26 protein-coding genes are annotated in these 21,610 nt (G+C 69.0%); 9 read left to right on the forward strand and 17 right to left on the reverse strand.

Annotated elements, in window-relative coordinates:
* The 4 genes from ACP2AH_RS08435 to lgt form a co-directional block, all read right to left on the reverse strand.
* A partial coding sequence (locus ACP2AH_RS08435) for an aminopeptidase P family N-terminal domain-containing protein (RefSeq protein WP_425105397.1) occupies positions 1-181 on the reverse strand: 181 nt, incomplete at its 3' end.
* A gap of 242 nt (positions 182-423) precedes the next feature.
* The gene (gene pgeF / locus ACP2AH_RS08440; protein ID WP_425105398.1) at positions 424-1,185 is read right to left on the reverse strand and encodes a peptidoglycan editing factor PgeF; all 762 of its coding nucleotides are present in this window, start codon (positions 1,183-1,185) and stop codon (positions 424-426) included.
* A complete protein-coding gene (locus ACP2AH_RS08445) occupies positions 1,182-2,309 on the reverse strand; it encodes a class I SAM-dependent methyltransferase (RefSeq protein ID WP_425105399.1) in 1,128 nt (375 codons plus the stop codon). Before ACP2AH_RS08445 ends, pgeF begins: the two co-directional genes overlap by 4 nt.
* Positions 2,306-3,151 carry a prolipoprotein diacylglyceryl transferase gene (gene lgt, locus ACP2AH_RS08450; protein WP_425105400.1) on the reverse strand — a complete coding sequence of 282 codons (846 nt, stop codon included), beginning with the start codon at positions 3,149-3,151 and terminating at the stop codon, positions 2,306-2,308. Before lgt ends, ACP2AH_RS08445 begins: the two co-directional genes overlap by 4 nt.
* 205 nt (positions 3,152-3,356) lie before the next feature.
* Here lgt and ACP2AH_RS08455 point away from each other — a divergent pair, with 205 nt between their 5' ends.
* The 5 genes from ACP2AH_RS08455 (at position 3,357) to ACP2AH_RS08475 (ending at position 6,812) form a co-directional block, all read left to right on the forward strand.
* The gene (locus ACP2AH_RS08455) at positions 3,357-3,635 is read left to right on the forward strand and encodes an accessory factor UbiK family protein (protein WP_421700277.1); all 279 of its coding nucleotides are present in this window, start codon (positions 3,357-3,359) and stop codon (positions 3,633-3,635) included.
* Between the two features lie 258 nt (positions 3,636-3,893).
* A complete protein-coding gene (locus ACP2AH_RS08460; protein ID WP_371346922.1) occupies positions 3,894-4,394 on the forward strand; it encodes a YbjN domain-containing protein in 501 nt (166 codons plus the stop codon).
* Between the two features lie 331 nt (positions 4,395-4,725).
* Positions 4,726-5,550, forward strand: a complete 825-nt coding sequence (gene proC / locus ACP2AH_RS08465) for a pyrroline-5-carboxylate reductase (RefSeq protein WP_425105401.1) — start codon at positions 4,726-4,728, stop codon at positions 5,548-5,550.
* Between the two features lie 112 nt (positions 5,551-5,662).
* Positions 5,663-6,364: a TetR/AcrR family transcriptional regulator gene (locus tag ACP2AH_RS08470; RefSeq protein WP_425105402.1), complete on the forward strand. Its 702-nt coding sequence runs from the start codon at positions 5,663-5,665 to the stop codon at positions 6,362-6,364.
* Positions 6,365-6,458: 94 nt separating this feature from the next.
* On the forward strand, positions 6,459-6,812 hold the full coding sequence (locus ACP2AH_RS08475) for a tRNA-binding protein (RefSeq protein ID WP_425105403.1): 354 nt from the start codon (positions 6,459-6,461) through the stop codon (positions 6,810-6,812).
* Between the two features lie 9 nt (positions 6,813-6,821).
* Here the strand turns inward: ACP2AH_RS08475 and ACP2AH_RS08480 are convergent, their stop codons facing one another.
* From ACP2AH_RS08480 to ACP2AH_RS08490, 3 genes are all read right to left on the reverse strand, one after another.
* Positions 6,822-8,159, reverse strand: coding sequence for an ATP-binding protein (locus ACP2AH_RS08480; RefSeq protein WP_425105534.1), 1,338 nt, complete (start codon positions 8,157-8,159; stop codon positions 6,822-6,824).
* 62 nt (positions 8,160-8,221) lie between these two features.
* Positions 8,222-8,962, reverse strand: a complete 741-nt coding sequence (locus tag ACP2AH_RS08485; RefSeq protein WP_421700281.1) for a response regulator — start codon at positions 8,960-8,962, stop codon at positions 8,222-8,224.
* A 13-nt stretch (positions 8,963-8,975) separates the two neighbouring features.
* The gene (locus ACP2AH_RS08490; protein ID WP_425105404.1) at positions 8,976-9,557 is read right to left on the reverse strand and encodes a MarR family winged helix-turn-helix transcriptional regulator; all 582 of its coding nucleotides are present in this window, start codon (positions 9,555-9,557) and stop codon (positions 8,976-8,978) included.
* A 252-nt stretch (positions 9,558-9,809) separates the two neighbouring features.
* Between ACP2AH_RS08490 and ACP2AH_RS08495 the strand changes: the two genes are divergently transcribed.
* Positions 9,810-10,700: a branched-chain amino acid aminotransferase gene (locus tag ACP2AH_RS08495; RefSeq protein WP_425105405.1), complete on the forward strand. Its 891-nt coding sequence runs from the start codon at positions 9,810-9,812 to the stop codon at positions 10,698-10,700.
* A 104-nt stretch (positions 10,701-10,804) separates the two neighbouring features.
* Here the strand turns inward: ACP2AH_RS08495 and ACP2AH_RS08500 are convergent, their stop codons facing one another.
* The 4 genes from ACP2AH_RS08500 to uvrC all read right to left on the reverse strand — a co-directional run bounded on the left by ACP2AH_RS08500 (position 10,805) and on the right by uvrC (position 14,358).
* Positions 10,805-11,263, reverse strand: coding sequence for a molybdenum cofactor biosynthesis protein MoaE (locus tag ACP2AH_RS08500; protein ID WP_425105406.1), 459 nt, complete (start codon positions 11,261-11,263; stop codon positions 10,805-10,807).
* 15 nt (positions 11,264-11,278) lie between these two features.
* The gene (gene moaD, locus ACP2AH_RS08505) at positions 11,279-11,530 is read right to left on the reverse strand and encodes a molybdopterin converting factor subunit 1 (RefSeq protein ID WP_307019871.1); all 252 of its coding nucleotides are present in this window, start codon (positions 11,528-11,530) and stop codon (positions 11,279-11,281) included.
* The gene (gene pgsA / locus ACP2AH_RS08510) at positions 11,527-12,120 is read right to left on the reverse strand and encodes a CDP-diacylglycerol--glycerol-3-phosphate 3-phosphatidyltransferase (RefSeq protein ID WP_421700849.1); all 594 of its coding nucleotides are present in this window, start codon (positions 12,118-12,120) and stop codon (positions 11,527-11,529) included. The genes moaD and pgsA overlap by 4 nt, the downstream gene beginning before the upstream one ends.
* Before the next feature lie 192 nt (positions 12,121-12,312).
* Entirely contained in the window at positions 12,313-14,358 is a 2,046-nt protein-coding gene (uvrC, locus tag ACP2AH_RS08515; protein WP_425105407.1) for an excinuclease ABC subunit UvrC, read from the reverse strand.
* A gap of 160 nt (positions 14,359-14,518) precedes the next feature.
* Between uvrC and ACP2AH_RS08520 the strand changes: the two genes are divergently transcribed.
* Positions 14,519-15,454 carry a DMT family transporter gene (locus ACP2AH_RS08520; RefSeq protein WP_425105408.1) on the forward strand — a complete coding sequence of 312 codons (936 nt, stop codon included), beginning with the start codon at positions 14,519-14,521 and terminating at the stop codon, positions 15,452-15,454.
* 10 nt (positions 15,455-15,464) lie between these two features.
* On the opposite strand, the gene ACP2AH_RS08525 is transcribed toward ACP2AH_RS08520, so the two are convergent.
* Positions 15,465-16,247, reverse strand: a complete 783-nt coding sequence (locus ACP2AH_RS08525) for an SDR family oxidoreductase (RefSeq protein WP_425105409.1) — start codon at positions 16,245-16,247, stop codon at positions 15,465-15,467.
* A gap of 462 nt (positions 16,248-16,709) precedes the next feature.
* Between ACP2AH_RS08525 and ACP2AH_RS08530 the strand changes: the two genes are divergently transcribed.
* Complete coding sequence (locus tag ACP2AH_RS08530; protein ID WP_425105535.1) at positions 16,710-17,255, forward strand: outer membrane protein; 546 nt, start codon at positions 16,710-16,712, stop codon at positions 17,253-17,255.
* A gap of 361 nt (positions 17,256-17,616) precedes the next feature.
* Positions 17,617-18,267, forward strand: coding sequence for an outer membrane protein (locus tag ACP2AH_RS08535; protein ID WP_244375709.1), 651 nt, complete (start codon positions 17,617-17,619; stop codon positions 18,265-18,267).
* A gap of 110 nt (positions 18,268-18,377) precedes the next feature.
* Here ACP2AH_RS08535 and ACP2AH_RS08540 read toward each other — a convergent pair whose 3' ends face one another.
* From ACP2AH_RS08540 to ACP2AH_RS08560, 5 genes are all read right to left on the reverse strand, one after another.
* Positions 18,378-18,986: a glutathione S-transferase family protein gene (locus ACP2AH_RS08540; RefSeq protein ID WP_425105410.1), complete on the reverse strand. Its 609-nt coding sequence runs from the start codon at positions 18,984-18,986 to the stop codon at positions 18,378-18,380.
* A 101-nt stretch (positions 18,987-19,087) separates the two neighbouring features.
* Positions 19,088-19,303: a cold-shock protein gene (locus tag ACP2AH_RS08545; protein WP_421700288.1), complete on the reverse strand. Its 216-nt coding sequence runs from the start codon at positions 19,301-19,303 to the stop codon at positions 19,088-19,090.
* Positions 19,304-19,403: 100 nt separating this feature from the next.
* Positions 19,404-20,294, reverse strand: a complete 891-nt coding sequence (locus ACP2AH_RS08550) for a 23S rRNA (adenine(2030)-N(6))-methyltransferase RlmJ (protein ID WP_425105411.1) — start codon at positions 20,292-20,294, stop codon at positions 19,404-19,406.
* Entirely contained in the window at positions 20,291-20,974 is a 684-nt protein-coding gene (locus ACP2AH_RS08555; protein ID WP_425105412.1) for a ribonuclease T2 family protein, read from the reverse strand. The genes ACP2AH_RS08550 and ACP2AH_RS08555 overlap by 4 nt, the downstream gene beginning before the upstream one ends.
* A complete protein-coding gene (locus tag ACP2AH_RS08560) occupies positions 20,971-21,588 on the reverse strand; it encodes a hypothetical protein (protein WP_425105413.1) in 618 nt (205 codons plus the stop codon). Before ACP2AH_RS08560 ends, ACP2AH_RS08555 begins: the two co-directional genes overlap by 4 nt.
* Positions 21,589-21,610 lie beyond the last annotated feature (22 nt).

Genomic DNA, 21,610 nt, shown 5'->3' on the forward strand with positions numbered 1-21,610 from the left:
GCCCATCGGCGCCGAGCCACAGCGCCTGGAAGAAGCAGAAGCCGAACGTGTCGTAGCCGGTGAGCCAGTACATGGACTCCTGCTGGAACATCAGCAGCCCGTCGAGCCGCTGTTCCGCCAGGACGGTGAGCAGGCGCTGGCGGCGGCGCTCGAATTCCGGGCCGGTGAAATGCAGGGTCATGGCAGTGCCTCGCGTCTGGCGATCGGTGCGCGCATTGCCGCCTTCCGTCGTCGTTCGTCATCCTGAGGCGCGAGCCCACGGGTCTTGCCGACGGCAAGCCCGAGGACGGGCTACGCGAGCCTCGAAGGATGGTTTTCCTGGTGTGCCCAACGACCATCCTTCGAGGCCCGGCCTGGGGCCGGGCACCTCAGGATGACGGCGCGCCGGGGCGGCTCCACCCTATGGTGCGGGATTGGGCGCCCTCACACCAGAGTAATGGCGGCGATCAGGCGTCCATAGTCGGCCTCGCCGCGATGGGTGGCGCGGCGATAGGAGAAGAAGCGCGCCTCGTCCGCATAGGTGTCGAGGCCGAGATCGTCGATCGTGCCGACGCCGAGCGCGGTGAGCCGGGCGGCGATGTAGCCGGGCAGGTCGAACAGCGCATGGTCCGGCCGCGCCGCCGGAATCAGGAAGCGGTCATTGCTGGCGTCGAGGCCGGTGAGGGTGGCGATGAAATCGGGACCGACCTCATAGCTCGGCTGCCGGATCAAGGGGCCGATGGCGGCGACGATATTGGCGCGGCGGGCGCCGAGTTCTTCCATGCGGGCGAGCGTGGCGTCGAGCACGCCGCCGACCGCGCCCTTCCAGCCGGCATGGGCGGCGCCGATGACGCGGGCGATCGGGTCGGCGAACAGCACCGGCCCGCAATCGGCGATGGTGACGGCGGCGGCGATGCCGGGTGTGGCGGTGGCGACCGCATCGGCCTTCGGCCGCTCGTCCCACAGCCGGTCCACGATCACGCAGTCGGGCGAATGGATCTGCCAGGCGGTGAGCAGATGGCCGGAAGGCACGCCGAGCGCGGCTTCCATCCGGGCGCGGTTCTCCGCGACATGGGCGGGGTCGTCGCGCGAGCCGGTGCCGCCATTGAGCCCGGCATAAATGCCCTCGGAGACCCCGCCCTCGCGGGTGAAGAAGGCGTGGCGGATGCCCGGCAGGGCGCTCAGCGCGGGGGATTTGACCTTCATGCGGGATTGTCCTCGAACAGCTCGGAAGGGGCGAATCCGGCCACCATGTCGAGGGCAGGATGCACCAGGGCGAGCGCCTTGAAGAGGGCGCCCATCTGTCCCTCGTCCGTGCCGGCGAGGCGCAGGCGCGCCGCCTCCACCATTTCCCGGTCGGCCTCGGGCGCCGCGCGCTTGAGCCGGAAGGCGCGCTCATCGAGGCCGAGCCGCTCCAGCAGCAGGCCCTGGCCTATGGGGCCGAAGACGCGGGCGCCAGCGGCCGTGGCGGCGTGGGCGAGAGCGGCGAAATCGACATGGGCGGTAAGGTCCGCTTCGCCGGGATGGGCCAGCACATCGTCGAAGGCCCGGCGATAAAGCGCCTGCAGCGTGTCGCCGAAGCCGCCCCCTCGCTCGCGCTCGCCGGCATGGCCGTAATCGACCAGCAACGCCGCACCGCCGCTCATGGCGATGCGGGCACTGAGGGTGGCGGCGATGGAGAGGCCGAGCGGGCAGGTTTCCAGCACCGCGCCCAGCGGGGCGGCGGCGAGGCGGGCGTCGCCGCGCGCATCGAGCCGGGCGCCGGGGCGCAGGCCGAAGGCGAGGGTGCCGGCGGAATCGAGGCCGACCATGCGCTCGGCGATGCCGTCCGGCGTGCGGACGAACTGGCGGATGGGCAGCGCGTCGATGAACTCGTTACCGAGCGCGATCAGCGGGCCGGGCGGCAGCGCCTCGATCCGCTCCACCCACTCGACGGCATGGCCGCGCAGCGTTTCCGCCTGCCGGGCGCGCAGGCGCGGGGAGGCTTCCACCAGCACCACGCGGGCGGCCTCATGCAGGCCGGGCACGCGGGCGGTGGCGCGCAGCATGTCGGCCATCATCGTGCCACGGCCGGGGCCGAACTCGGCGAGGACGAAGGGCGCGGGCGAGCCGAGGCGCAGCCAGGTTTCCGCCGCCCACAGGCCGAGCAGTTCGCCGAACATCTGGCTGATTTCCGGCGCGGTGATGAAGTCGCCGGATGTGCCGAAGGGCTCGCGCGTAGTGTAGTAGCCGAGCGTGGGGTGGAACAGGCACTGTTCCATATAGTCGGCGACGGTGATCGGGCCGGTGAGGGCGATCTGCCGGGCGAGCTGTTCCGCCAGCGCGTTCATGCGGCACCCGCGCTGAGCGCCGGGCGCTGGCGGGCGCGCCAGACGAGCCAGGCCCCCAGCGCCAGCATGGGCAGGGAGAGCAGCATGCCCATGGTCAGCCAGCCGCCGAAGAGATAGCCGAGCTGCGGGTCGGGCTCGCGGAAGAACTCCACGAAGATGCGGGCGCAGCCATAGAGGAACACGAACATTCCGGCCACCGTGCCCGGCCGGGCCAGCGCGCCGGCGCGGATGGCGAGCTGCAGGATGAGGAAGATCGCCAGCCCCTCCAGCCCCGCCTCATAGAGCTGGCTGGGATGGCGCGGCTCCGGCCCGCCATGCGGGAAGACGAAGGCCCAGGCGACATCGGTCGGCCGGCCCCACAATTCGCCATTGATGAAGTTCGCCAGCCGCCCGAGGAACAGGCCGACCGGCACCACCGAGGCGGCGATATCCAGCATGGAGACGAAGGGCAGGCCGCGCCGCCGGCAGAACAGGTACATGGCGAGGATGGAGCCGAGAAAGCCGCCATGGAACGCCATGCCGCCATGCCACAGGGTGAAGGCCTGCAACGGATTTTCGGCATAGAAGGGCAGGTTGTAGAACAGCACATAGCCGATGCGCCCGCCGAGGATGACGCCGACCGCGATCCACACCACCGCGTCGTCGAACTCCTCCGGCTTGATCGGCGCCTGCCCGCCCCACAGCGCCGGGCTGGAACACAGACGCTTGGCCATCCACCAGCCGAACAGCAGCCCGCCAATATAGGCCAGCGCATACCAGCGTATGGCGAAGGGGCCGAGCTCGATCAGCACCGGGTCGATGTTCGGGAAGGGCAAAGCGAGCAGCGGCGGTGTGAGCAGCATCGGACCTCTCGGCGGAAGGGCGCGCGGCCGGCGGCGGACGTGCGGAAGGCGGCATCTTCGCTTTGCCCCCGTTGCGTGACGGGATCAAGGCGCCTGTCGCCACAGCGCACCGCGCAAAGGCCGCTCCCCTTGCGATCACCGCCCGGCCGCCCCATTGTTTCTGCAAAGGCACGGCATAGTTCCGGCCTCATCCCGGGAGATGACCATGACCCAGACCACCGGCCGGATCTTCGACGATTTCGCCAAGCTGATGAACGACGCGGCCGGCGTCGCCACCGGCGTGCGCCGCGAGGCGGAAGGCGTGATGCGCGCCCAGGCCGAGCGCATCCTGCGCGAGCTCGATGTCGTCACCCGCGAGGAATTCGAGACGGTGAAGGAACTCGCCGCCGCCGCGCGCGAGGAGAATGAGCGGCTCGCCGCCCGCATCGCCGCGCTGGAGGCCAAGCTTGAGGCGACGATCGATCCGCCCGATTCGCTTGGCTGAGCCTTTCACCCGCCTGGCTTGTGGACGCTTCGACACGGCGCTTGCCGCGCCGCGCCGAATCCCGCGACAAGTCAATAGTGCCAATTTTCGCCATGGCCCGTTTTTATACGGACCATGGTACAACGGTCGTAGCGAGGTACGGATTCAGCGCGATATAGTTGGGAAGACGGCGATTCGTTCGATTCTTGAACGGCTTGCCGCAACCGTCGCGTTGCGTGCGTTCGACCCCCTCCGCGTCCCACCCTCGCGAGGTCGAGCATGACCCATACTAGTGACTTCGAGACCGACATCAGCCTCAACCCGCTGGATCTCGTCGAGCGCATGGCCGCGCTCAACGAATGGGCGTTCGAGCGCTCGGCCGAGGACGAGATCACCATCTCCCTCGAAGGGCGCTGGACGGATTGCCATGTCTCGTTCCAGTGGATGGACGAGGTCGAGGCCCTGCACATCGCCTGCGCTTTCGATCTCAAGGTGCCGGAGAAGCGCAAGACCGAGGTGCTTCGCCTGCTCTCGCTCATCAATGAGCAGATGTGGGTCGGCCATTTCGACCTCTGGTCGAAGGAAGGCGTCATCATGTTCCGCCACGCGTTGCTGCTGGCCGGGGCGGAAGCCACCGACCGACAGTGCGAAGTGCTGATGGAATGTGCCATCGAGGCGGTGGAACGCTATTTCCCCGCCTTCCAGTTCGTCGTCTGGGCCGGCAAGAGCGCCCGCGAGGCGATGGACGCCACCCTGTTCGAGACGGTCGGCGAGGCCTGAGCGGCGCCTTGAGAAAGACGGGCGCGGGTCGCCTGTTGCTCTCCCGTGCGCACCTGCCACGGGTACGGCCTGCGTGCTTCGAGGCCGGCCCAAAGGCCGGCACCTCAGCATGACGAACCCCGGGCGTGGAGGAGCGGTGGCGCCCGCCGCCGTCGCCGCCATCCATACACCGTCATCCTGAGGTGCCCGGCATAGCCGGGCCTCGAAGGATCGCCCTTCCGCTGCTTGCCAAAAAGCGTGGATGCGTCGCGGCGGGACGAGGCATAGCGGCGTGGGACGGGCTATGCTGAACGCGAGGATTTTCCCTCCGTATCAGACGCAGAGTTCCACGATGGCCACACTTTCCGACATTCCCGGGCGGGTGCTGCTTGTCGGCGCCGGCAAGATGGGCGGCGCCATGCTGGAAGGCTGGCTCGATCTCGGGCTCGATCCGGCGCGGGCGGCGGTGATCGACCCGGCGCCGCCGGCGGAAGTCGCCGCCCTCATCGAGGCGCGCGGCGTGGCGCTGAACCCGCTCAATGGCGGCCCGCCGGCGGTGATGCTGCTGGCGGTGAAGCCGCAGGTGGCCCCCGACGTGCTCGCCCGGGTGGCAGGGCTGGCCGATGCCGGCACGCTGATCGTCTCGGTCATGGCGGGGCGCACGCTCGGCTTTCTCGAATCCTACTTTCCCGCCGGGGCGGCCGTGGTCCGCTCCATTCCCAACACGCCGGCGGCGATCGGGCGCGGGGTGACGGTGGCGGTGGCCAATGGCGCCGTGAGCCCGGACCAGATGAACATCGCCGACGCGCTGCTGCGCGCCACGGGCGGGGTGGAATGGGTGGAGGACGAGGCGTTGATCGATGTCGCCACCGCCGTTTCCGGTTCCGGCCCGGCCTATGTGTTCCTGCTGGCCGAGGCGCTGGCGGCGGCGGGGGCGCAGGCGGGCCTGCCCGCCGACATGGCCGACCGGCTGGCGCGGGCGACCGTGGCGGGGGCGGGCGAGCTGATGCTTCGCACCGGCATCGACCCGGCGCAGCTGCGCCGCAATGTCACCTCGCCCAACGGCACCACGGCGGCGGCGCTCGCCGTGCTGATGGACGAGGACAAGGGCTTCGGCCCGCTTCTGGCCGAGGCGGTGGCGGCGGCGGCGCGCCGCTCGCGCGAACTCGCGGGCTGAGCGCTCCCGCTTTCGTGCGCGGACCTTGCCGGGATTTGCCGCGCGGGGGCTTCTCCCGCGCCGTGGCGCGCCTTACATCTGGGTGAGGCAACGTTCAGGACTGGAGGTCATCATGGCACGCTCCCCGGGAACGAAAGCGACCACCGAGAAGGTGAGCGAGGGGCGCGCCCTCGCCCTCGACAGCTTCATGCGGCTGCTGGCGCGCAAACCCTTCGAGCGCATCAGCCTCGGCGAGGTGGCGGACGAGGCAAAGATGCCGCTTGCCGACTTGCGCGCCGCCTTCGGTTCCACCTTCGACATGCTGTCCGGCTTCCTGCGCGAGGTCGACTCCAAGGTGCTGGCCGCGCCCACTGACGACATGGCGGACGAGCCGGCCCGTGATCGTCTGGTCGATGTGCTGATGCGCCGGCTCGATGTGCTGGCGCCGCACAAGGCGGCGCTCCGCTCGCTGATGGATTCGGCGCGGCGCAACCCGTTCTTCGCCCTGGCGCTGAACAAGCTTTCCGTGCGCTCGCAGCAATGGATGCTGGCGGCGGCGCGCATCGACACCGCCGGCCTGAAGGGCGCGGTTCGGGCGCAGGGGCTGGCGCTGGTGTTCGGCCGCGTGCTGCAGACCTTCCTCAGCGACGACGACCCCGCGCTCGCCCGCACCATGGCGGCGCTGGACCGCGAGCTGGCGCGCGGCGAGCGGGCGCTCGGACTGATCGAGGGCGCGGTGTGCCTCGCCACCGGCGGGCGCCGGAGGCGTCGCGACACCGACACCCCCACCGAGCCAGAGACCCCGGTTCCGCCGGACGCGCCGGTCATGGCGTGACAGCGACGCGGGGCTTTCGCGTAGACTGACCGCCGGAATCACCCCCGCGCCGGGTATCGCGCGGGAGTGCGGCGTTCAGCTTGAGGCGTTCATCATGAGTCTTGCCCCTACCGAACAGATCACGATCACGGACTTCCTGAAGGTCGATATCCGCGTCGGCACCATCATCCAGGCCGAGCCCTTCCCGGAGGCGCGCAAGCCGGCGATCAAGCTGGTGATCGATTTCGGCCCGCATATCGGCTGCAAGAAATCCTCGGCGCAGATCACCGTGCATTACGGGCCGGAAGATCTCGTCGGGCGACAGGTGGCGGCGGTGGTGAACTTTCCTCCGCGCCAGATCGGCCCGATCATGTCAGAGGTGCTGACCCTCGGCTTTCCCGACGCTGATGGCGCGGTGGTGCTGTTCAAGCCGGACCAGGATGTGCCGAACGGCGCGCGGCTGTTCTGAACGGGGCTTCTACACCGGAATCCGGATCGTCGCGCGCAGGCCGCCGAGCGGGCTCTCGCCGAGGATGACATCGCCGCCATGGGCGCGGGCGGCGTCGCGGGCGATGGTGAGGCCAAGGCCGGAGCCGCCGGCATCCTGATTGCGCGCCTCGTCCAGCCGGAAGAAGGGACGGAACACATCCTCGCGCAGATCGGGCGCGATGCCCGGCCCGTCATCGTCGACAGTGATGGTTAGCCAGCGCTCGTCACGCGTGCCTGCGATCTCGATGCGCGCGGCATGCCGGCCGGCATTGCCGACGAGATTGGCGAGGCAGCGGCGGAAGGCGTCGACGCGCACCATCACCAGCGGATCGCCGCTATAGCTGGCGCTTACTTTGGCGCCCTCCCGCTCGGCATTGAACCGTGCGTCCTCGATCAGCCGCGCCATGTCGGCGAGCGCCGGCGTTTCCGCCACATCCTCGCGGGCAAAGGCGAGATAGGCCTCCAGCATGCTCTGGAGGTCATCGACATCCTTGCGCAGCGCCTCGGTGTCGGCGCTGTCGCCGAGCAGCGCCAGTTCCAGCTTGAAGCGGGTGAGGATGGTGCGCATGTCGTGGCTGACGCCGGCGAGCATGGTGGTGCGCTGCTCGATCTGCCGCTCGATGCGCCGCTTCATTTCCAGAAAGGCCAGCGCCGCGCCGCGCACCTCGCGTGCGCCGCGCGGGCGGAAGCCGGGCACGTCGCGCCCCTTGCCGAAGGCGATGGCGGCATCGGCCAGCGCCTCGATCGGCTTGATCTGGTTGCGCAGGAACAGGATGGCCACCGCCATCAGCACCAGCGCGGTGCCCACCATCCACAACAGGAAGATGTGGGAATTGGAGAGATAGGCCTGGCTGCGGCGGGCGAACACCCGCAGCACCATGTCGTCCAGTTGCACCCGCACCTCGATGAGGTTGGAATTGCCGACCGTGTCGGTCCAGAACGGCCGGTGCAGGCGCTTGGCGAGTTCGCTGGTGAAGGCGGAATCGAGGGTGGAGAAGAAGGGTTTCGGGCCGGGCGGCGGCAGGCGTTCCCCGGGCAGGAAATCCACCGTCAGGCCCAATGTGAGCTGGGCGATGCGCTTGATCTTGTCCTGGTCGGCCTCGGTCGGGAAGGCCACGGCGAGCTGGGTGACGGCGGTGATGTCCTGCGACACCGCCGCGGAGAGGCGTCGCGTCACCGTGTTGTAGTGCCGCTCCATGAACACGAAGGCGAGCACCGATTGCAGGATCACCACCGGGGTGACGATGATGATCAGCGAGCGGGCGAACAGGCCCTTCGGCATGACGCGGTTGAACCACGCGCCGAAGCGGGCATTGTTCTCCCGCATGCGGCGCTGGGTGAGGCGCAGGCGCGCCCGCGCGGCGCCCACCACGCTGGTGTCGCGGGGTCTCAAGGAGCGACGACCAGCCGGTAGCCGACGCCGCGCACCGTCTGCACATAGGCGGGATTGGCCGGGTCACGCTCGATCTTGCGGCGCAGCCGGTTGACCTGCACGTCCACCGCCCGGTCGCCGGCGGCGACGCCGGGGGCGACGAGGTCCTGGCGCGGCACGGTCTGGCCGGGTGCTTCGCCCAGCACCCGCAGCATGTCGCGCTCGCGGTCGGTGAGGCGCACCAGCTCGCCGTCGCGGGTGAGCTCGCCGCGCGCGAGGTGGAAGGTGAAGGGGCCGAAGCGCACCGCCTCGATGGCCTGCGCCGGCGGCGGGGCGGCGCGCTTGATGATGTTGCCGATGCGCAGCAGCAATTCGCGCGGCTCGAACGGCTTGGCGAGATAGTCGTCGGCGCCGATCTCCAGCCCCTCGATGCGGTCGCCCGGCTCGGAGCGGGCGGTGAGCATGAGGATGGGCACGGCGGAATCGGCGCGCACCGAGCGGGCGAGGTCGAAGCCGTTCTCGCCCGGCATCATCACGTCGAGGATCAAAAGGTCGAAGGCGAGGCCGCCGAGCCGGGCGCGGGCATCGGCGGCGGATTCCGCCGTGGTGACGCGGTAGCCGTGCTCGGTGAGAAAGCGCGACAGCAGGTCGCGAATGCGGCGGTCGTCATCGACGATGAGCAGGTGGAAGGCGTCGTCGGCAGGCATGGTGCGGGATTCCCTTGCCGCTTCGGCCGGGCTCAGGCGGGCGTCGAGCATGGCGGTCCTCCCGTCAGCCGGCCGGCCGGCCGCGGGCGGCGCTGCGCGCCTCCACGGCCTGGTCGGCGCGGGCGATCAGCTTTTCGGTCGAGCTGCGATCTTCCGGGTCGATCATGGCGACAAGAAAGCGGCGCACCAGCTCGCGCGACTCGCCGCCGCTCTCCTCCAGCGCGCGGCGGATGCGGCGCGACTGGATGGCGACGAATTCCTGGGTCAGCGCCTCGCCCTTGGGGGTGAGGTAGAGCAGGCGCTGGCGCCGGTCGGAGGCACCGGCGCGGCTGTCGATGAAGCCCTGATCCACCAGTTCCCGCAGCACCCGGCCAAGGCTCTGCTTGGTGATGCGCAGAATGTCGAGCAGATCGGTGACCCGCATGCCGGGATGGCGGTTGACGAAATGCAGCACCCGGTGATGCGCCCGCCCGAAGCCGAAGCCCTGCAGGATCTCGTCGGGATCGCTGACGAAATTGCGATAGGCGAAGAACAACAGCTCGATCAGGTCGAGCATCGGCTCGCCCTCAGAGGACGAAGAGCCACGCGCCGCCCCCGGCTCGCTCTTGCCGGTGCGCGCTGTCAGCGAGACATTTATGTCAGCCATGTTGACTTTTTTCGTTATGATCGTTACCCAGATGTCCCGTTCAACGAAAGGATCGTTCGGCACGCCGCCCGATCCGCCTCGGAACAGGACAAAGTCGTACCCGCTCGTGCCGAGCGGCGACGATAACGGGACTTCGGCCGCGAGGCAAAGCGTTGCGCTCTCGCCGGGCAGGCCGTAGCCACCATGCCGAAGGAAAGAAGGGCTCCGGCGCCTCCCCATGGCGCGCCGGCGCACCGGTTGGGAGACTTAACCATGGCGAGCGAACCTTTCGACAAACGCAGCGGCTGGATCTGGTATGACGGCGCCTTCGTGCCCTGGCAGGACGCGCAGGTCCATGTACTGACCCACGGGCTGCACTATGGCAGCTGCGTGTTCGAGGGCGAGCGCGCCTATGGCGGCGAGATCTTCAAGCTCGACGAGCACACGACGCGGCTGAAGCACAGCGCCGAACTGCTCGATTTCGAGATTCCCTACAGCGAAGACGAGATCAATGCCGCCTGCCGCGAATTGCTGGTGCGGCAGAAGCTGGTGGACGCGTATCTCCGCCCCGTCGCCTGGCGCGGCTCGGACATGATGGGCGTTTCCGCCCAGCACAACCAGATCCACCTCGCCATCGCGGCGTGGGAATGGCCGAGCTATTTCGACCCGGCGCAGCGGCTCAAGGGCATCCGCATCGGCATGGCGAAGTACCGCCGTCCCGACCCGCTGACCGCGCCCTCGACCTCCAAGGCCGCCGGCCTCTACATGATCTGCACCATCTCCAAGCACGCCGCCGAGCGCGAGGGCTTCGCCGACGCGCTGATGCTGGACTGGCGCGGCCGTGTCGCCGAATGCACCGGCGCCAATGTGTTCTTCGTCAAGGACGGCGTCGTCCACACGCCGGAGGCCGATGCCTTCCTCAACGGCATCACCCGCCAGACGGTGATCGCGCTCGCCAAGCGGCGCGGCATCGAGGTGGTGGAACGGGCGATCATGCCGGAAGAGCTGGCGAGCTTCGACGAGTGCTTCATCACCGGCACCGCCGCCGAGGTGACGCCGGTGTCCGAGATCGCCGGCCAGCACTTCCAGCCCGGCCCGGTGACCAAGACGCTGCTGGAGGACTACATGTCCGAGGTGCAGCCGAAGAAGGCGGAAGCGGCCTGAGGGCCGCTGAGAGCGCATAATGGAAATGCCGGCCCTCGGGCCGGCATTTTTCGTTTGCGTGGGCTCCTGCCGTCATCCCGGCCGCAGGGCGGAGGCAACGGCGACTAGTTCCAGCGTTCCGCCGCGTCGTCGTCTTCGTCCTTGGCCGCGACCCAGGCGGTGCCCTCGTCGCGCTCTTCCATCTTCCAGAACGGCGCGCTGGTCTTCAGCCAGTCCATGAGGAAGGCGGCCGCCTCGAAGGCGGCGGCGCGGTGGGCGGAGGCGGTGACGACGAGCACGATATTGTCGCCCGGCACCATGCGGCCATAGCGGTGAATGACGGTGGCGCCGATGAGCGGCCAGCGGGCGCGGGCCTGTTCGACCAGACGGCCGATCTCCTCCTCCGCCATCCCGGGATAATGCTCCAGCGTCAGCGCGATGAGCGGGGCGCCGCCGGGGGCGTCCTGCGCCCGGCACAGGCCAGTGAAGGTGACGACGGCGCCGATATCCGTGCGCCCCTTCGACAGGGCGGCGGCCTCATGCGCGGGGTCGAAATCCTGCGCCTGGATGCGGACGGTGAACATGCTCACCTCGCTCGTTCAGCCGCCCGTCATGGGCGGGAAGAAGGCAATCTCGCGCGCGCCGCCGAGCGGCGTGTCGGGCCGTGCGTGCCGCCGGTCGAGCGCCGCGCGGACGATGCGCGGATTTTCGAAGGCGCGGGCATAGCCCTCGCCGCGGGCGGCGAGATGGGCGGCGAGTTCGGCGACGGTGGCGACGCCTTCCGGCACCGCGACCTCCTCCGCCTCCAGCCCGATGCGCTCGCGCACCCAGGCGAAATACAGCACCTTCACGGCGCGTCCCCGATCAGATGGCGGGCGCCGGCGCGGAAATAGTCCCAGCCCGTGTAGAGCGTCAGCAGCGCCGCGATCCACAACAGGCCGATGCCGAACAAGGTGATGCCGGGCACCACGAGGTCCGCCGCCGGGCCGGCGAGCAGCACGCCGACCGCCACCAGCTGGGCGGTGGTCTTCCATTTTGCGAGGCGGGTGACGGGAACGCTGACCCGCAGCTCGGCGAGAAATTCGCGCAGGCCGGAGACGAGGATCTCCCGGCACAGAATCACCAGCGCCGCCCACAGCGACCAGCCGCGAATGGTGCCGTCCGAGGCCAGCATCAGCAGCGAGGCGGAGACCAGCAGCTTGTCGGCGATGGGGTCGAGCATGCGGCCGATGGCCGATTGCTGCGACCAGGCGCGGGCGAGATAGCCGTCGAAGAAATCCGTGATGGCCGCGACCGCGTATAGGGCTACGGCGACCCAGCGCAGCCACAGGCCGCCTTCGAGAATGTCGGACCAGAACAGGCAGGCCGCCACCAGCGGCACCGCCACGCAGCGGCCATAGGTGAGAATGTTGGGCAGCGACATGGCGTGTCCGCGCGTCACCTTGGCCGGCTCCCGATCCGTCTGCGGGTTAGATGCGACATCGACCATACTGCGCCGGCTCCCTCACAGGCAGGTAAACATGCGAGCCGGCCGCGTCAATCGCGTCCCGGTCCCCAGCCTTGCCTGCCGCAGGCTTATCACGATGCGTCAGGGCTGTGGCCATCGCATGACGCGCATGGCCGTTCCGGTCCTTCATGTCGCCTTGGCATGAAAGAAGTCGTAAACCGCCCGCGCCGTCGCCGCGTTCACCCCCGGCACGCCTTCGAGATCGGCGAGCGAGGCGCGCTCAATGGCTTTCAGCGTGCCGAAATGGTGCAGCAGCGCGCGCTTGCGGGTCGGCCCGATGCCGGGAATTTCCTGCAGCCCGGCCTGGGTCAGGTCCTTCTTGCGCCGCGCGCGGTGCGAGCCGATGGCGAAGCGGTGCGCCTCGTCGCGTAGGCGCTGGACGAAATACAGCACCGGGTCGCGCGGCTCCAGCCGGAAGGGCTCGCGCCCCTCGACATAGAAGGTCTCGCGGCCGGCATCGCGGTCCGGCCCCTTGGCGACGCCGACCATGGGCACATCGGTGACGCCGAGGCCGGTGAGGGTTTCCTGCGCCGCCTTCAACTGGCCGGGGCCGCCGTCGATAAGCAGAAGGTCCGGCCAGGCGGAGGAGGCGGCGGAGGCTTCCTCGCCCTCTCCCGTCGGTGGCGGGGGCGCCGCTTCTCCCTCGGGAAGAGGCGACGCGCCCGCGCGCGGATTCTCCTTCAAGAGGCGGGAGAAGCGGCGGGTCAGCACCTCGCGCATCATGCCGTAATCGTCGCCGGGGGTGAGTTCGGTCGAGCGGATGTTGAACTTGCGGTACTGGCTCTTGGCGAAGCCTTCCGGCCCGGCGACGATCATGCCGCCGACGGCGTTCGAGCCCATGATGTGGCTGTTGTCATAGACCTCGATCCGCTTCGGCGGGCCCTGGAGCGCGAAGGCGCGGGCGAGTTCCTCCAGCAGCCGGGCCTGGCTGGCGCTTTCCGCCAGCTTGCGGCCCAGCGCCTCGCGGGCGTTCTGCAGCGCGTGCTCGACCAGCTCGCGCTTCTCGCCGCGCTTGGGGGCCGCGATCTCGACGCGATGGCCGGCCCGGGTGGAAAGCGCCTCTTCCAGCAGCTCGCGCTCGGCAATGTCGTGGCTGAGCAGGATGAGGCGCGGGCAGGGCTTGTCCTCGTAGAACTGGGCCAAGAACGATTCCAGCACCTCGCCGATCTCCAGCGTTCGGTCGGCGCGCGGATAGAGCGCGTGGTTGCCCCAGTTCTGGCCGGTGCGGAAGAAGAACACCTGCACGCAGGTCGCCCCGCCTTCCTGATGGATGGCGAACACGTCCGCCTCTTCCACCGAGCGCGGGTTGATGCCCTGCGTGCCCTGCACGGCGGAGAGCGCAGCGAGGCGGTCGCGTAGCGCCGCCGCGCGCTCGAATTCCAGCTCCTGCGAGGCGGCTTCCATCTCCCGCGCCAATTGCTCCTTCACCGCCTTGCTGCGGCCGGAGAGGAAATCGCGCGCCTCGCGGACATATTCGGCATAGACGGTGTGGCTGACCTCGCCGGTGCAGGGGCCAGCGCAGCGCTTGATCTGGAACAGCAGGCAGGGGCGGGTACGGGCCTCGTAGAAGCTGTCGGAGCAGGAGCGCACCAGAAACGCCTTCTGCAGCGCGTTGATGGTGCGGTTCACCGCCCAGACTGAGGCGAAGGGGCCGTAATAGTCGCCCGGCCGGTTGCGGGCGCCGCGATGCTTGGTGATCTGCGGCGAGACGTGGTCCTTGGTGATGAGGATATAGGGAAACGACTTGTCGTCGCGCAGCAGCACGTTGAAGCGCGGGCGCAGCTGCTTGATGAGGTTCGCTTCCAGCAGCAGCGCTTCGGTCTCGGTGCCGGTGGAGACGAACTCCATCTCGGCCGTGGCCGCCACCATGCGCATGATGCGGGCGGTCAGCCCCGTCGGCCTTGTATAGGCGACGATGCGGCGCTTGATGCTCTTGGCCTTGCCGACATAGAGCACCGTGCCATCCGGCCCGAGCATGCGGTAGACGCCGGGCCCGCTCGGCGCGTGCTTGAGGGCGCGCGCAATGGCGGCGCGGCCCATGGCGACGGAGCCCGGCGCGGGCTCGGCCTCCTCGGCAAGGTCGGCAATGAGGGCCTCGTCCTGGTCGATCTCGGCGATGTCGGCATCGTCGGTGTCGAGGTCGGGCACGTCGCGTGTGGGTCGGGCGATCATGTCCCCTAGATACGCATCTGCGGCGCGGGCGAACAGGGGCCGGGCGCGTCTTCCCCGTGCCTGTTCCCGATCTGTCAGGGGGCGGAACATGCGCGGGGCGCCGGGCCGTCCTGCGCCGGGGGAGGGTGCCGCCGCCGGAAAAAGGGCTTAAGGGAGCGTCATGTCCGCGTCGAGCCCCACCGTCGCCTCCCCGCCGCTGCCCTGGGCGGGCTATGCCTTCGGCGCCGCCGGGGCGATTTTGTTCGCCTCCAAGGGCATCATCATCAAGCTCGCCTATGCCGAGGGCATCGATCCCGAGACGCTGCTGGCGCTGCGCATGGCATTCTCGCTGCCGTTCTATCTCGTCATCGGCGCGCTGGCGCTGCTGCGGCTGCGCGGCATGGGCGAGCCTCTGCCGGGGGGAAAGCTGGTGGTGCAGTCGATGCTGGTGGGCGCGCTCGGCTATTGGCTGGCGAGCTATCTCGACTTCGCCGGGCTGCAATATGCCTCGGCCTCGTTCAGCCGGCTGATCCTCTTCACCTATCCGATCTATGTCGCGCTGTTCGGCGCGCTGCTGTTCGGCCAGCCGATCCGCCCCAAGGCCATGCTGGCCTTCGCGGTGTGCTATGGCGGGCTGGCGCTGATCTTCCTGCAGAATGTCAGCGTCATGGGTTCGGATGTGGTGAAGGGCGCGGTGCTGGTGACGCTGGCGGCGATCAGCTTCGCGCTTTATCTGCTGTGCGCCCGCTCGCTGCTGCAGAAAGTCGGTTCGGCGCTGTTCACCTGCATCGCCATGATCGCGGCCTCGGTGATGGCGATCGGCCAGTTCGCGCTGATGCGGCCGGTGGAAGCGCTGATGGTGTCGCCGCACGGGCTGATGCTGGCGGTGATGGTCGCCATCGGCGCCACGGTGCTGCCGACCTTCCTGATGAACGCGGCGCTGAAGCGCATCTCGGCGCAGGCCAATTCGATGATCAGCACGGTGAGCCCGGTGGCGACCATGGTGCTGGCGGTGCTGTTTCTCGGCGAGAGCGCCAGCCCGGCGGAGATTGCCGGCGCGGTGCTGGTCATGACCAGCATCGGCTGGTTCACCCTGAGCGACGCGCGCAAGCGCTGAGCGCCGGCGCTCAGTCCTCTTCCACGTCGGGCGTGCGCCAGGCGAGGTGCTGGCCGCCATCCACCGCGATCATCTGCCCGGTGACGCTGGCGGCACGGGCGAGATAGGCGACAGCGTCGGCGATCTCCTCCGGCTGCGGGCCGCGCCCCAGCAGCACCGCGGCGGACTGGCGCGCGAAGGCGCTGTCGTCCTGCCGGTCATTGGCCAGCGTCGGGCCGGGGCCGACGGCATTGACCCGCACGCGCGGCGCCAGCGCCTGCGCCATCATGCGGGTGGCGGACCACAGCGCCTCCTTGGCGACGCTGTAGGAAAAATAGGCCGGCGTCGGCTTCAGCACGCGCTGGTCGATGATGTTGACCACGCCGCCGCGCGCGCCCTCCGGCAGCTGCGCAGCAAAGGCGCGGGCCAGCTGCACCGGCGCGCGCAGATTCGCCGCCATGTGGCGTTCCCACCGCGCGAGGTCGAGCGTCTCGAGCGCGTCGGGCTGGAATTCCGACGCATTGTTGACCAGCAGGCTGAGCGGCCCCAGCGCCGCGACGGCGGCGGGAACAAGTGCGTCCACCGCCTCCGCCTCCACCAGCTCGGCGGTGAGGATGACCGCGCGTCCGCCCAGCCCCGCGATCTCCGCCGCCGTGGCCTCGGCCGCCGGGCCGGGCCGGCGCACATGCAGGGCGATGTCATAGCCCTCCTGCGCGAGCCGCAAGGAGATGGCGCGGCCGATCCGCACCGCGCCGCCGGTGACGAGGGCGACGGGACGGGGAGAAGCCGAGGCGGAGGCGGGGGAAGGGGACATTCGGTCTCAAGGGGGTTGGCAGGGTAGGGTGGGCGACACCTCGCCCGGCCAGCAATACGGGCGAGGCACGATGGTGGATGACGGCGCGGGAGGCGGATGGGTATTTTCCTGCCGCTCCTTGGTACTTAGATGCCCGAAAGGCGCTCTTCCTTACCGTTGCGCGCACCGTGAGGCCATAGAGTGCTTGCGCTGCGCTTTTGACCAAGGGTCCAAGGCTCGCGTCGTTTGGTGGTACTTTCGTATACATGAAGTATACGCTTCGTTAAGCATAATATTGTCTTCCAGATTTCCGCGCAATTTCAGCCGCATCTTTGTCGTCTCTTCGGAATTGTTTCAGTGCAGGCGAGATGTGTTGGCTCGCCTGTGGCTGAGCCAGGTTTTCAGGAGACGACCATGAACAACAGCATCCGTGCCGGTCTCGGGCTTGTGGCCCTGATGGCCGTTCCTGCCGCGGCGGCGGACATGTCCTATCCCGCGCCCGCCCCGGTGGCGTCCTATGCGCCCGCGCCGGTGTTCACCTGGACCGGCTTCTATCTCGGCGCCAATGCCGGCTATGGCTGGGGCGAGGCCGACGCCTCGCCGGATGTGGACGGTTTTATCGGCGGCCTGCAGGCGGGCTATAATTGGCAGGGCGCCGGGCCGCTGGTGTTCGGCGTGGAAGCCGACATCCAGTATGCGGATGTGTCGAGCTCTGTGTTCACGCTCGATTATTTCGGCACGGTGCGCGCCCGCATCGGCTACGCCTTCGACCAGTTCCTGATCTACGGTACCGGCGGCTTCGCCTATGGCGGCGGCAGCTACCAGCTGCTCGGCCTGTCCAACGACCGCAACCATCTCGGCTGGACACTCGGCGCCGGCGCCGAATATGCGCTGGGCGGCAATTGGAGCGTCAAGGGCGAGTATCTCTATATCGACCTCGGCGACGAGACCTATGCCAGCTTCTTCGGCCCGCGCGATGTCGGCATGAGCGCGAATGTGCTGCGCGCCGGCGTCAATTACCGCTTCTGACCCCCGGCGGGGCGCGCTGGCGCCCCGATTCCGCGCCGTCATCCTGCCGTGCGGCGACAAAGGCCCGGAATTTGTGACATGCGCGACACACCCTTTTCAGGATCGTCAGTCGATCATGGCGGAATTGTTGCGCAGCTCACGGTTCTGTGAATGGCGGTCAAGGGCGCGAGAACCGTTGCATGCGAACGGTTTTCCACCCCTTCCGGCCTGTCACGGGCAGGGCGGGGGTCGGAAATGCGGCGAGACTGCCCCAATCCAGCCCTTGGCCTGCCCATCTGCGCTTCTACTTCATGCTCCGAGACGCAAGCCCAAGGGATTGCGCACGCCTTTCCTGGTTTCAGGAATCTTTCGGAGAATAGCCATGAAGAAGATCCTCTGCTCGGGCGTCGCTGCGGCCGCCCTCCTCGCCGCCGCCCCCGCCTTCGCGGCCGATCTGGCGCGGCAGCAGCCCTATCCCACCAAGGCGGCGCCGATGATCGTCGAGCCGGCCTTCACCTGGACCGGTTTCTACCTCGGCGCCAATGCCGGCTATGCCTGGGGTTCGGGCGAAGGCGGCGCGGGCATCGTCAATCTCGATCCGTCGGGCTTCCTCGGCGGCGGTCAGATCGGCGTGAACTACCAGTTCGCCAACAATGTCGTCGTGGGCGTCGAAGCCGACTTCCAGGGCTCCGACATCAAGGACACCTATGCCGGCTATGAGTCCAAGATGGACTATTTCGGCACCGTCCGCGCCCGCCTCGGCTATGCCTTCGGCAACATCCTTCCCTACGTGACCGGCGGTCTCGCCTACGGCCACACCGAAGTGCGCGACAATCTGTTCGGCCTGTCCACGGACAAGACCCAGACCGGCTGGACGGTCGGTGGCGGCGTGGAATACGCCCTCACCAACAACTGGACGATCAAGGGCGAGTATCTCTACATGGATCTCGGCGAGGACTATTACGACAGCATCGGCTACAAGACCGGGCTGACCGCGAACATCGTCCGCGCGGGCGTGAACTACAAGTTCTGATGCGCGGCTGACGCTGCCTCAAAGAGAAAGGCCCCGGATCGACGATCCGGGGCCTTTTTCATTGCGGGGTGGCGATGCGACAGATCAGGGCGAAAGATCAGCGCGAAAGATCAGGCTTGCGGCGTCGTTGCCTCGAAAGCGGGCACACGCGCGGCAAAGGCGTCGAGCCAGGCCACCAGCGCGGGATGGCCGGCGCGCCAGGCGCCGGCAAAACGCAGGTCGAGATAGCCGAGCGCGCAGGCGACCGCGATCTCGCCGATATGCGCGGCACCGCTGACCGGCAGCTTCTGCGGCGGCGCGGCTTCCAAAGCCGCCAGCCCGCGCGCCACCTTGCCCGCCTGATGGTCGAGCCAGCGGGCACTGTGGGTCTCGGCGTCACGGAAGCGGCTCTCATAGATCTGCAGCAGCGCGGCGTCGGAAATGCCGTCGCCGAGCGCGAGCATCGTCAAGGCCGCGATGCGGTCCTCGCCGCTTGCGGGGATCAGCACGCCGCCGCCCGCCACCATGTCGAGATACTCGACGATGACGCGGGAATCGTAGATCGCCGGCCCGTCCTCGCGCAGCAGCACCGGAATCTTGCCGAGCGGGTTCTGCTCCCGCAGGGAGTCGGCGGGGTCGGTCGTGTCCGCCGGCACGACATCGAGATGGATGTCGCACAGAATGGCGCCGATCTTGACCTTGCGTCCGAACGGAGACAGCGGGGAGGAGCGAAGCTTCATCGGGTTCGGCACCTTCTGAGGGGCCAGCCGCCCCCGTTCCGGATGCCCGGTGACGCCTGCGCCCGGCCGCGGCGGCGCCGCAGCTTCGGCCGGCAGGCTTATCAGTCGGCCGGCTGCAGGTCGATGGCCTTCGGCCCCTTGCCGCGCTTGTCCGGCTCGATCTCGAAGCTCACGCGCTGGCCTTCCGTCAGCGCGCCGAGGCCGGAGCGGGTGACGGCCGAGACGTGCACGAACACGTCGCGCCCCCCATCATCCGGCCGGATGAAGCCATAGCCCTTGTCGGTGTTGAAGAATTTGACGGTGCCCATCGTCGCCATGCGCCTGCTCCTTACCCCCGGACGGGCGTGCCCATCCGCCGGTTACGTCGGTTCGGGCCAGGGTGAAGCAAGACCGATGCCGGATGATGACGCGGCGGGGCTACAAGGCGCCGGAACCGCGCTCCGGCGTCAGCCAGCCGACGCGCACGCGCCCGGCGCCGTCCGTCGCCAGCACCGGGGCAAGGGCGCCAAGCACGCTGCGCAGCTCCTCGGCGAGGGTGAAGGGTGGGTTGACCACGATGAGGCCGCAGCCGGTCATCGTGTCGGCCTGCCGCACGGCGCGCAGGTCGAACTGGATGTTCAGCGTCTTCGGGATGCCGGCGCGCTCGATCTCGCGGCGGAAGGCATCGACCGCGCGCACATCCTTGATCGGGTACCACAAGAGATAGATGCCCCCCGCCCAGCGCCGATGCGCCTCGGCGAGCCCCTGGGCGAGGCGGTGGAACTCGCCTGGCTCCTCGAAGGGCGGATCGACCAGCACCACGCCGCGCCGCTCCTTCGGCGGCACATAGGCGCTAAGCGCCTGCCAGCCATCGGTGGCGAGCACCTTGGCGCGGGCGTCGCGGCCGACCGATTCCTCCAGCGCCGCGCGCACACCGGGCTGCGTCTCGCACAGCAGCAGCCGGTCCTGCGGGCGGGTGAGCGCCTGGGCGATGAGCGGCGAGCCGGGATAGCGGGAGAGGGCGGCGGCCAGCGCGGCATCGTCCGCCGCCGCCGGGTTCACCGCCCGCACCGCGTCGAGCCAGGGGGCGAGCAGTTCGGTCACAGCCGGGGTGAAGCGGGCGCGCAGCACGGCGCCGATGCCGCCCTCCCACTCGCCGGTCCGGCGGGCCTCGTCGCCGGTGAGGTCGTAGAGGCCGGCGCCGGCATGGGTGTCGATGACGCGATAGGCGGCATCCTTGTGCCCGAGATAGGCAAGGATGCGCGCGAGCACGACATGCTTGACGACATCGGCGAAATTGCCGGCATGGAAGGCGTGGCGGTAGTTCATTCGGTCCTCTGTGGCGCGTCCTGCCCCTCGCGCTGCGGCGGCATCGCCACCCGCTGCGCCCGGCAGGCGCGGCGGTCGACTTCCGGGCAGGGGGCGAATTCCAGCGTCCGGCTGAGGCAGATGCGCACCTCGGTCAGCCGGCGGCCGTCGCAGGCGACGGCGATCATGTCCGGCGCCAGGCCCGGATTGGCGGCGCGGAAGGCGGCTTCGACCTCGCCGGGGGAGACCATGCGGTAGTCGTCGAGCCGACGGAAAGCCTCGGGGATGGTCACCCGCTCATAAGCGCGGCGGACGGTGGCGAAATAGGCGGCCGAATCGTTGCCGTCGCAGGTGCCGTGCTTGCGCCACTGGTGCAGCACCAGCCGGCGGCTCGGCATCACGTCGAGCATGGAGCGCAGCAGAGGCTCCGGGAGGAAGGGTGCGGGGGCGACGCAGTTCTCCGGCCAGCCGCGCTTATATTGCGGCCACAGCCCGTGGATGACGAAGGCGAAGGGCCGGGCGGTGGCGCATTGCGCCGGCTCGGCGCGCGCGCCCATCGCCTCGCAATAGGAGGGCGACCAGGAGAGGGCGAGGACGTAATGGTCGAACTGGCCGGGTTCGCCCTTGTTCTGGGCGCTGGCGGCGTGCGGCGCGAAAAGCAGCGCGGCGAGGGCGAGCCCCGCCGCCCGCGCCCGCCTCATGGACGGGCCATGCGGCAATTCGGGGCGTAGGTCCAGGAGCGGTCGAAGCCTTCGACGCAGAAATCCACGCCCCAGGAGGCGCCGAGGAAGCCGCCATCCTCGATGATCGAATACCACACGGTGTGGGTGCGCGGCAGGCCGGGCGCCTTGCCATAGGCCTTCCCCACCGGCTGAGCAGCCGCCTTGCCGGTCATGTGGCCGTCATAGGCGCCGCTGCCATAGGCGCCTTCGCTCTCGAAATGCGGCGTGCCCTCGATGCCGGAGATAATGACCTCGGCGCGGCAGTAGCGGCGGGGAATGTACTGCTCGCCCCACGGGCGGAACGCCACCTCGCGCACATCGTCGATGCGGTCAATGGTGAGCTTGGAGTTCCAGAAGCGCGATTCGGTGGTGGCGAAGTCGCTCCGGATCTTCGACAGCGCGCCGGGCGTGTCGCAGGCCGGCACGTTGCCGCTGTAGTTCGGGCCGGACAGCCAGAAGTTCTTCTCGAAGAAGTTCGCGGCCTCGGCGCTGCCGAGCGAGGCGGCGAGCAGGAAGAGCGCGCCAGCACCGGCGGCCGTCCGCGCCATCGCCCGCGTCACCCGTCCCTTGGCATGCTTCGTGTCGGCCGGCATCGCGCGTCTCCTACAGAGTCTG

It is taken from the genome of Ancylobacter sp. (genome assembly GCF_965249975.1).
GTDB lineage: Bacteria > Pseudomonadota > Alphaproteobacteria > Rhizobiales > Xanthobacteraceae > Ancylobacter.